The 9,811-nt window shown below is 69.0% G+C and carries 10 protein-coding genes; 7 read left to right on the top strand and 3 right to left on the bottom strand.

Features of this window, described 5'->3' with window-relative positions; genetic code table 11:
* Positions 1-476: dienelactone hydrolase family protein (locus QZV94_RS08990; protein ID WP_293677478.1), on the bottom strand; the 476-nt coding region annotated here is incomplete at its 3' end.
* Between the two features lie 88 nt (positions 477-564).
* Here QZV94_RS08990 and QZV94_RS08985 point away from each other — a divergent pair.
* From QZV94_RS08985 to QZV94_RS08960, 6 genes are read left to right on the top strand one after another with little or no spacing between them, the layout of a single operon-like run.
* Entirely contained in the window at positions 565-795 is a 231-nt protein-coding gene (locus tag QZV94_RS08985) for a DUF6489 family protein (protein WP_293677477.1), read from the top strand.
* On the top strand, positions 792-2,129 hold the full coding sequence (mnmE, locus tag QZV94_RS08980) for a tRNA uridine-5-carboxymethylaminomethyl(34) synthesis GTPase MnmE (RefSeq protein ID WP_293677476.1): 1,338 nt from the start codon (positions 792-794) through the stop codon (positions 2,127-2,129). Before QZV94_RS08985 ends, mnmE begins: the two co-directional genes overlap by 4 nt.
* A 55-nt stretch (positions 2,130-2,184) precedes the next feature.
* Positions 2,185-4,047, top strand: coding sequence for a tRNA uridine-5-carboxymethylaminomethyl(34) synthesis enzyme MnmG (gene mnmG, locus QZV94_RS08975; protein ID WP_293677475.1), 1,863 nt, complete (start codon positions 2,185-2,187; stop codon positions 4,045-4,047).
* A gap of 1 nt (position 4,048) precedes the next feature.
* A complete protein-coding gene (gene rsmG, locus QZV94_RS08970; protein ID WP_293677474.1) occupies positions 4,049-4,678 on the top strand; it encodes a 16S rRNA (guanine(527)-N(7))-methyltransferase RsmG in 630 nt (209 codons plus the stop codon).
* Entirely contained in the window at positions 4,662-5,498 is an 837-nt protein-coding gene (locus QZV94_RS08965; protein WP_293677473.1) for a ParA family protein, read from the top strand. The genes rsmG and QZV94_RS08965 overlap by 17 nt, the downstream gene beginning before the upstream one ends.
* Positions 5,499-5,544: 46 nt before the next feature.
* Positions 5,545-6,417, top strand: a complete 873-nt coding sequence (locus QZV94_RS08960; RefSeq protein WP_293677472.1) for a ParB/RepB/Spo0J family partition protein — start codon at positions 5,545-5,547, stop codon at positions 6,415-6,417.
* A gap of 3 nt (positions 6,418-6,420) precedes the next feature.
* On the opposite strand, the gene QZV94_RS08955 is transcribed toward QZV94_RS08960, so the two are convergent.
* On the bottom strand, positions 6,421-7,500 hold the full coding sequence (locus QZV94_RS08955; RefSeq protein ID WP_293677471.1) for a hypothetical protein: 1,080 nt from the start codon (positions 7,498-7,500) through the stop codon (positions 6,421-6,423).
* Between the two features lie 133 nt (positions 7,501-7,633).
* Here QZV94_RS08955 and QZV94_RS08950 point away from each other — a divergent pair, with 133 nt between their 5' ends.
* Positions 7,634-8,455, top strand: a complete 822-nt coding sequence (locus QZV94_RS08950) for an enoyl-ACP reductase (RefSeq protein ID WP_293677470.1) — start codon at positions 7,634-7,636, stop codon at positions 8,453-8,455.
* 9 nt (positions 8,456-8,464) lie between these two features.
* Here QZV94_RS08950 and QZV94_RS08945 read toward each other — a convergent pair whose 3' ends face one another.
* Positions 8,465-8,710 carry a hypothetical protein gene (locus tag QZV94_RS08945; RefSeq protein ID WP_293677469.1) on the bottom strand — a complete coding sequence of 82 codons (246 nt, stop codon included), beginning with the start codon at positions 8,708-8,710 and terminating at the stop codon, positions 8,465-8,467.
* Between the last annotated feature and the right edge of the window lie 1,101 nt (positions 8,711-9,811).

Below are 9,811 nucleotides of genomic sequence, written 5' to 3'. Positions count from 1 at the left end.
CGGGTCAGTTTGTCCACCTCGTCCAGCCTGTTCTCGATGCCGACGCCATAGTAGGAGACCGCGCAGTCCGCGTCGGTCTCCATCGCGGTCAGGAACGCGAGTAGGCCACCCAGGCAGAAGCCCACCGCTCCTACCTTGTCGTTCGAGCCGGGATCGGCGCGGATCTTGGTCACCGTCGCCTGGATGTCCTTCACACCGGCTTCGACGTCGAAGGCGTTGAACAGCTCGAAGGCTCGTTTCCACTCGGCTTCCGAGCGGTCGGTGATGTCGATACCGGGCTCAATGCGCCAGAACAGGTCCGGGCAGATGGCAAGATAGCCCTGGGCGGCCAGGCCATCGGTGATGTCGCGCATCACCTGGTTCACCCCGAAGATCTCCTGGATCACCACGACGGCCGGGGCCTTTGCCTTCGCCGGCCTCGCGACATATGCCGAGAACTCTCCGTCCGGGGTCTTGATCCTGATACGCTCGCCCATGTCGTCCTCTCATGCGTTCAGTGGCTACTAGCGCAGATGGGTTCGGCGCCGCCATATGCGCGGCCAAGGATTGGAAGGGCGAGACGTCATGAAGATGACCATCGAGGTGGATTGCACGCCTGAGGAGGCGCGCCGGTTCATGGGCCTGCCGGATGTGAGCGGGCTCAACGACCATCTGGTCAGCGAGATGACCAAGCGGATCGACGCCAACATCAACATGCTCAATCCCGAGGACTTCATGAAGAACTGGATGAGCTTCGGGTCCGGGGCCCAGGAGCAGTTCCGCAAGTTCATGGACGTCGCCACCACCAAGAAATGACCGACACCATCTACGCGCCGGCCACGGCCGCGGGCCGCTCGGCCGTCGCAGTGGTGCGGATCTCGGGGCCGGCGACCCGCGCGGCCGTGCGCGCGATCGCGGGGGGCGTCCCCAAGCGGCGCATGGCCAGCCTCAGGACGCTAAGCAATGCTGCCGGTCAGCCGATCGACCGGGCGCTGGTGCTCTTCTTCGCGGGGCCGGCAAGCTACACCGGCGAGGACCTGGCCGAGTTTCACGTGCACGGCGGGACGGCGGTGGTCGACACCGTGCTGGACGCGCTCTCCGACCACGGCCTGCGGCTCGCTCAGCCGGGAGAGTTCACCCGCCGCGCGTTCGAGAACGGCAAGCTGGACCTGGCCCAGGCCGAGGGCGTAGCCGACCTCATCGACGCCGAGACCGAGGCCCAGCGCCGCCAGGCGCTGGAGCAGCTGGGCGGCCGGCTGTCGGATGTGCAGGCGCGTTGGGCCGAAGCGCTCACCCAGGCGCTGGCGATGCTCGAAGCCGCGGTGGACTTCCCCGACGAAGAGGTGCCGCAGGACGTCGCCGCCCGCGCCCGGCCGGTGCTGGGCGCCCTCGCCGTCGAACTGGAGGCCGCCGCGGCCGACGCCGAACGCGGGGAGCGGGTGCGCGAGGGCTACCGTATCGCCCTGATTGGCGCGCCCAACGCCGGGAAGTCCACGCTGCTGAACGCACTGGCCGGCCGCGACGCCGCCATCGTCACCGCCACGCCGGGGACGACGCGGGACATCATCGAGGTCCCGGTGGTGTTGGCCGGCTACAAGGCGCTCTTGGCTGACACGGCGGGGCTGCGTGATACCGGCGACGAGATCGAGGCCGAGGGCGTGCGCCGCGCACGGGCCTGGGCCGCAGGGGCCGACCTGCGGCTGTGGCTGGTGGACGGCTCGGCGGACGCCGCTCCGCCGCCGCCGATGGAGTTGCGGGAAGGGGACCTCTGCCTCATCACCAAGCGCGATCTCCCGGTCGGGAACGCCGGCGCCGCCTCTGCCGCCAAGGCCCGGCGCCTGGGGTTGGGCTGCGCCGAGGTCACGGCACGAGGCCCCGGCGATATGACCTGGCTGCGCACCACCTTGGAGGAGCGCGTGGTCAGCGCCCTGGCCGGCGCGGAGCCGCCCGCCGCCACGCGCCTGCGCCACCAGGAGCTGCTCACAGAGGCCGCCGAGCGCCTCCGTCACGCGCTCAGCCAGGACGAGCACGTCGAACTGGCCGCCGAGGACGTCCGCCTGGCCGCCCGGGCTCTGGATCGGATCACCGGCCGCATCGACCCGGAGCAGGTTCTGGGACGCATCTTTGCGACCTTCTGCATCGGGAAGTGACCCCAGCGCTGTTTCACGTGAAACATGCGGGCCTTTCGCCTATATCCCCGCCGGCATGACCTGGGATGTGATCGTCATCGGTGGAGGGCACGCGGGCTGCGAGGCGGCGGCCGCGGCCGCGCGAGTCGGCGCGCGCACGCTGCTGCTTACCCATAAGCTCGAGACGGTCGGCGAGATGAGCTGCAACCCGGCCATCGGCGGCCTCGGCAAGGGGCACCTGGTCCGGGAGATCGATGCCCTGGATGGCTTGATGGGCCGGCTGGCCGACGCGGCCGGCATTCAGTTCCGTATGTTGAATCGGTCCAAGGGCGCCGCCGTGCGCGGCCCGCGCAGCCAGATCGACCGGGCGCTCTATCGCGCGGCGATGCGGGCCGAACTGGCGCAGACGCCCAACCTCACCATCATAGCCGAGGCCGTCGAAGACCTGATCGTCCGCGACGAAGGCCTCAGCCATGTTCACGTCGATGGCGTCGTGGGCGCCAGCGGTACGGAATACCGCGCGGGGCGTGTGGTGCTGACGACCGGCACTTTCCTGAAGGGCGTGATCCACCAGGGCGATCTGCGGATCCCCGCGGGCCGCGTCGGCGACGCGCCGGCCATCGGCTTGTCGGACCGACTCTACGCCACGGGCCTGAAGATGGGCCGGCTGAAGACCGGCACGCCCGCGCGCCTGGACGGCTCGACCATCGCCTGGGACCGCCTGGAGATGCAGGCAGCCGACGCCGAGCCGATCCCGTTTTCCTTCCTGACGCACGCCATCACGACCCCGCAGGTCGAATGCGGCATCACGTACACGACGGAAGAGACCCACCGGATCATCGCCGAGCGCCTCGGCGAGAGCGCGGTCTATGGCGGCAGGATCGATAGCCGCGGCCCGCGATATTGCCCTTCCATCGAGGACAAGGTGGTCCGCTTCCGCGACAAGACCAGCCATCAGATCTTCCTCGAGCCCGAGGGGCTGACCGACGACACGGTCTATCCGAACGGCATCTCCACCTCGGTCTCCGCCGAGACCCAGGACCTCTTCCTCCGGACCATCCCCGGTCTCGAGCGGGTCGCGGTCCGTCGGCACGGCTACGCCATCGAGTACGACTATGTGGACCCGCGGGAGCTCTACCCCACCCTTGAGGCGAAGCGGTTGCCCGGCCTCTATCTGGCCGGCCAGATCAACGGCACCACAGGCTACGAGGAGGCGGGGGCCCAGGGTCTGGTGGCGGGCCTCAACGCCGCCCGCGCCGCTTCCGGCGCCGAGGCGGCCGGCTTCGCCCGCGACGAGGCCTACATCGGCGTTCTGATCGACGACCTCGTTACCAAGGGCGTCACCGAACCCTACCGCATGTTCACAAGCCGCGCCGAGTTCCGCCTGACCCTGCGCGCCGACAACGCCGACCAGCGGCTGACGGCGAAAGGCGCGGCGCTGGGGGTCGTGGGATCGGACCGAGCGCGCGCCTATGGCGTGAAGGCGGCCGAACTCTCGCAGGCGAGGGCAGAGGCCCGCGCGCTCACACTGACGCCGGCGCAGGCGGCGAAGGCCGGGCTGCCGGTGAAGGCCGACGGCGTGCGGCGCAACCTCATCGATCTGCTGGCCTACCCGACTATCGGCTTCGACGATCTGGCGCGGCTCTGGCCGCAGATCGGCGGCTGGAGCCCTGCCGTGCGTGAGCAGGTGGAGATCGACGCGTCCTATGCGGGCTACCTGGACCGCCAGACCGCAGACGCCGAGGCCTTCCGCCGCGACGAGGACCTGCGACTGCCCGCCGGCCTGGACTATGCCGCTATCGGAGGCCTTTCCAACGAAGTGCGCGAGAAGCTCATCGCGGTGCGGCCACTGACGCTGGGCCAGGCAGGCCGCATCGAGGGTGTGACCCCCGGCGCCCTGACGGCGCTGTTGGCCCACGTCCGCCGCCGCGCCGCCTGATATGGCGGTCACCGACGCTGAAAGCTTCGCGCGCGCCGCCAAGGCAACCCCCGCGCAGATGGCCGACCTGGAGCGTTTCCTGGCCCTGCTCACCGAGTGGAACCAGAAGATGAACCTGGTTGGCCCCGCCACGCTGCCGGACTTTTGGAACCGCCACGCCTGGGACTCCGCCCAGCTGCTGCGCCTCGCCCCCAACGCGCTGACCTGGGCCGACCTCGGCGCCGGCGCCGGTTTCCCCGGGCTGGTGCTGGCAATCCTGCGCAAGGATGCGCCCGACTTCCACATCCACCTCGTCGAGAGCATGGCCAAGCGCTGCCGCTTCCTCACCGAAGTGGTGACAGAGCTGTCCCTGCCCGCCACGGTGGTCAACGAGAGGGCCGAGAACCTGTCGCTGACTGTGGACATCGTCACCGCCCGGGCTTGTGCGCCGCTCCATCGCCTGCTCGGGTATGCCCGGCCATACTTGGCGGCCGGCGCGCAGGGGTTGTTCCTCAAGGGACAAGATGTAGTAGCCGATATGACTGAGGCGGCTAGATATTGGGAGTATGAGGCTGACGTGGTACCGTCTCTCAGTGATCCCGGAGGCCGCATCGTGCGCGTGAAGAGGCTCGGCCGTGCCCGTAAAGTCTGACCGGTCACTCCGCGTGCTTGTGGTGGCCAACCAGAAGGGCGGCGTGGGCAAGACCACGACGGCGATCAATCTCGGCACCGCCCTGGCCGCAGTCGGGGAGAAGGTGCTGCTGATCGACGCCGACCCGCAGGGCAACGCCTCCACTGGCCTCGGCATAGGCCGGGCGCTGCGCAAGCACACGCTCTACGATGTCCTGATGGGCGAGAATGCGCTGCTCGAGGCGGTGGTGAAGACCGCCGTACCGGGACTCGACCTGACCCCGTCGGATCCGGACCTCTCGGGCGTCGAGCTGGAGCTGGGCCATCAGTCTGGACGGTCCTTCAAGCTCAGGGACGCCATCGCGCCTCTGAGAAGTGGCCGCGAATACAGCTACATCCTGATCGATTGCCCACCGTCACTGAATTTGCTGACCGTAAACGCCATGGCCGCGGCGGACGCGGTGCTGGTGCCGCTGCAGTGCGAGTTCTTCGCTCTGGAGGGTCTCTCTCAACTGATGCGCACCATCGAACTGGTGCGCGGCAGCCTGAACCCGGCGCTGGAGCTGCAGGGCATCGTGCTGACCATGTACGACCGGCGCAATTCACTGTCAGAGCAGGTGGCCGGGGACGTGCGCAGCCATTTTGGCGAGGCGGTCTATCAGACCGTGATCCCCCGCAATGTCCGCGTGAGCGAGGCCCCGTCGTTCGGCAAGCCGGCGCTGGTCTATGATCTGAGATGTGCGGGCAGCCAGGCGTACCTCCGGCTGGCCCGCGAAGTGGTGCTGCGCGAGCGGAAACGGCGCGGCGCAGCCCCAGCAACTCCCGTTCGGGAGCTGCTGTAATGACAGGGAAAGCGAACGCGCCGAGCGCGTTGGTGGAGTGCAGCTGATGGCCGAGAACCGCAGGGGCCTGGGGCGCGGCCTGTCGGCGCTCCTGGGCGAGGTCGAGGAGATCCCGCATGCGGTCGCGCCGGCGGCGGGCGTGCGCGAGATCCCCATCGAGCTCATCCAGCGCAACGCCGACCAGCCGCGCCAGCACTTCGACGAGGCCGATCTCGCCGAGCTGGCAGCCTCGATCCGTGACAAGGGGGTGCTGCAGCCGATCCTGGTGCGCCCCTCGCGTCGCGCCGATGGCGAGTATGAAATCGTCGCGGGAGAACGCCGCTGGCGCGCGGCGCAGAAGGCCGGCTTGCAGCTGATCCCGGCGCTGGTTCGCGAGCTCGAGGACAACGAGGCCTTCGAAATCGCCATCATCGAGAACGTTCAGCGCACCGACCTGAACCCGATCGAGGAGTGCAACGCCTACTCCGCGCTCATGGGGCGGCTGCAGATCACCCAGGAGGAGGCCGCCCGCCGTGTCGGCAAGTCGCGCAGCCACGTGGCCAACACCTTGCGCCTCTCGGGCGCGCCGGCCGGCGTGCAGGCCCATGTCCTGGCGGGCCGGCTCAGCGCGGGGCATGCCCGCGCCCTGCTGGGCGCCGCCGATCCGGAGCTCCTGGCCGACCAGATCGTCGCCCACGGCCTCTCGGTGCGCGACACCGAGGCCCTGGTCCGCGGCGAGGGCGCCTCGGCGTCCCGAAAGGCCTCGGGCCCGAAGAAGCGGACCAAGGACGCCGACACTGCCGCCCTGGAGGTCGACCTGGAGGAGGCGCTTGGCATGAGCGTCGACGTCACCGACCGTGGGGGCGTGGGCGAGGTGCGGATCCGGTACGCTACCCTGGAGCAACTGGACGAGATCTGCCGGCGGCTGACGCGGAACTGACGCCTAGTTCGGCTCCTCGCCCTCCTCGCCGACCGCGACGCGCTGATCGACGTTGGTCGGCGCAGTCTTCACGCCGGTCTTGTCCTCCATCCGCGCGCCGGAGAGGATGTTGGTCAGGCCGTAATTCCCCTCGTGGCAGGCGTATTCGTAGACCTGCTCCGCGGACCGAGTGAACTCGTACTCGCCGCCCCAGGCCTGGGCGAAGACGGTCGGGTCCTCGACCCAGAAGCCATAGTGCAGGCGGGTGGGCGACACCGGCGTGAAGCGCTCGGTGACCTTGAGGTTGGCCGAGGCGCCGCGGAACACCTGCTCCGGGTGAAAGTTGGTGGTCTCCACCACCAGGGTTTCGCCTTCCCACCAGCCGATGGAGTCGCCCATCCAGGGCCGGAGCGTCGCGGGCAGGTGCTGCCTGGTGTCGAGCCGCACGATACGCGCGTCGTGCACCATCTCGACGTTGATCAGGACCGCGTCCCTGGTCTGCACGATCTGGTACATGTTGTTGTAGAGGCCGGGGGTCATCACCGGGCCCGAGGAATTGCCGAACGACAGCAGGCAGCGCTCGCCCAGCGCCCGGCTCTCCGGATTGTCGCTGGGGCCGAGGCCCTTGGGCAGGGCGCGGCCATAGCTGGGCGCGACGCCCTTGCGCATGGGCACCCGGCCGTCGGCCGGGATGGTGATGTAGCCGTTGCGCGGCTGTCCGGCGACGCGCATCACCGTGTCCCCGGGGTCCGTCCAACCGGCGTTGTAGTTGCAGTTGGTGACGCGCCCCCCCGAACAGTCTGCCGGCAGGTCGAGGACGGTGGCGTTCGGGTCAGTGTTCTTGGCGGCCAGGCGCAGGAGCTGCTGGTTCTTGCCCTCGATCTCGGCGGCCTTCTCCTCCGAGAGGACCAGCGTATCTCCCCACCGCGGATCGCGCTCCAGGTTGGTCATGGAGACGTTCGTCCACACACCGTCGAGGCTCGGATGCCCATCAACGGCCCGCGGGGCCTTGTATGTGGTGACCGGCCGCGGCGCCTGGTCGGCCGCCCACGCGGGTGCGGCGGCCACGGTGATCGCCGCGGCGATGAGCAGCTCTCTCAACATCTCTCGTCTCTGCAAGCGTTCGGACGCCGAGACTACGCCGCTGTGGCGCAGACGCCAGGGCCGAGGCGAAACCGGGATGACACCCCTCCAGGGATCGGCCACAACCCGCTCTGCACAGCGCGGGAGAACGAGCGTGGCCGACGACTATCAGATGCTGGGCGGGACCCTGATGCAGGGCAAGCGCGGTGTCGTCACCGGGGTCGCCAACCATCAGTCCATCGCCTGGGGCATCGCCAGCCAACTGGCGGCCCAAGGCGCGGAGCTGGCCTTCCTGCACCTGCCGGGCATGGAACGCCGGGTGGAGCCGTTGGCGGAGAGCATCGGGGTGAAGGTGCTGGCGCCCGTCGACGTCACCGACGACGCGGCGATGGATGCGGCGTTCGGGGTGGTGGAAAAGGCGTTCGGGCAGATCGACTTCTTCGTCCATGCCATCGCCTTCGCCAACAAGGACGAGCTCAAGGGCTCCTTCGTCGAGAACACCACCCGTGACGGCTTCCTGCGGGCGATGAACATCTCGGCGTTCAGCTTCGTGGACTGCGCCCGGCGCGCAGCGGCGCTGATGCCGGCGACCGGCGGTTCGATCCTGACGCTCACCTACATGGGCTCGGAGCGGGCGATCCCGAACTACAACACCATGGGGGTCGCCAAGGCGGCGCTTGAGGCGGCGGTCCGCTATGCCGCGCGCGACCTGGGGCCGAAGGGCATCCGCGTGAACGCGCTGTCACCGGGGGCGATGAAGACGCTGTCGCTAGCGGGGATTTCGGGCGGCCGCGGCATGCTGGCCAAGGGCCGTTCGCTGTCGGCGATGAAGGCCGACACCGAGATGGAGGGTGTGGCCGGGGCGGCGCTCTGGCTGCTGTCGGACTTAGGCCGATCGACCACCGGCGAGGTGGTCCACGTGGACGCCGGCTTCCACATCATGGGCTTCACGGATGACGAAGCCGCAGAAGGCTAGAGCGGAGGGTTAGACCGCGACGCGCTGGGCGGTTGGGGACTGGTCGGCGAGCACCCACGCCAGGAGGGCGACGATGCCCGTCAGCAGCAGGTTGCCGAACGACATCACTGCGAGGTCCGTCCAGAACCCGGGCGCGTGCTGCAGCCGGCCGCTGGCCAGGACTGCGACGAGACCCGCCCAGCCGGTGCAGCAGGCAGCGCCCAGCACGACGACGGCGGTTCCGAGTTTGAGGGTGTCCGGAGTGAATCTGCTCATGACACGGATCAGGCCGCATAAGCCCTAAGAAATCGTGCAGTCGCCTCGGTCGCGATGCGGTCGATGCGCGCGTCGTCGAGACTCAGCTCGACGCCCAGCAGCATGGCGGTCTGATAGGTGCCAATCACCATGCCGCCGAAGAACTCCGCCGCCTCTGCCGGATTGGGACAGAACAGCCGCCCGGCCTTGGTCTCGAGGGTGAGGAATTCCGCGAGCCTGGAGCGGCTTGCCTTGGGCCCGGCCTCCCACATCGCTCGCGCCACGTCCGGCATGTCCGAGCTGTGCAGCATTGCAGTTCGGAACATCGCCGAGCTCCGCGCGCCGCAGGCGACGTTCAGCAGAACCCGCGCATACCCGGCCAGCGCCTCTGAAGGGTTGTCCACCGCCTCGGCGGCTTCCAGCGGCGCGGCAATCTCATGCACCCGCCGCTCCGCCATGGCCCGCACCAGCTCGGCCTTCGAGCCGTAGTGGTTGTAGACGGTCTGCTTCGACACGCCGGCGCGCCGGGCGATCTCCCCCATGGAGACGGAAACTCCCCGTTCGCCGAGAACCTCCATGGCCGCATCCAGGATGGCCTCGTTCTTGGAGACGTCGATCTGACCGGCGAGGCGGGGCATCAGTGTGCTCCCGGCGCGTCGTCGCTGCGCGCCATGGCCGAGCCCGGCCGCGCGAAGAGGGATAGGACCGCCGCCGCCCAGCAGCCGAGCGATAGGACCGCGAAAGCGTCGCCGAAGCTGAGCACGGACGCCTGGCGGTGCATCATCCCGCCCATGGCCTTTCGCGCCGTGCCCTCCGGGTCGGCGAGGCCCGCGCCTTCCATCATCTGGGTGAAGCCGTCCATCATGCCGACGGTGGCGGGGTTGGCTTGGTTGGCGGCCGTGGCCAGGTCCATGTAGTGCACGGCGGCCTGGTGGCTGAGGATCGTCGAGAGCACCGCCAGCCCGATGGCGCCGGCGACGTTGCGGATCAGGTTTATCAGCCCGGACGCGTCCTTCATCATCGTTACCGGCAACGTGGCGATGCTGATCTGCTGGGCGGCGATCATGGCGAGCGTCAGGCCGAAACCGTCCACCGCCTGCAGGACAAAGCACTCGGCGAAGC

Source organism: uncultured Phenylobacterium sp. (assembly GCF_902826855.1).
GTDB lineage: Bacteria > Pseudomonadota > Alphaproteobacteria > Caulobacterales > Caulobacteraceae > Phenylobacterium.
This window is presented reverse-complemented; position numbering and strand designations above follow the sequence as displayed.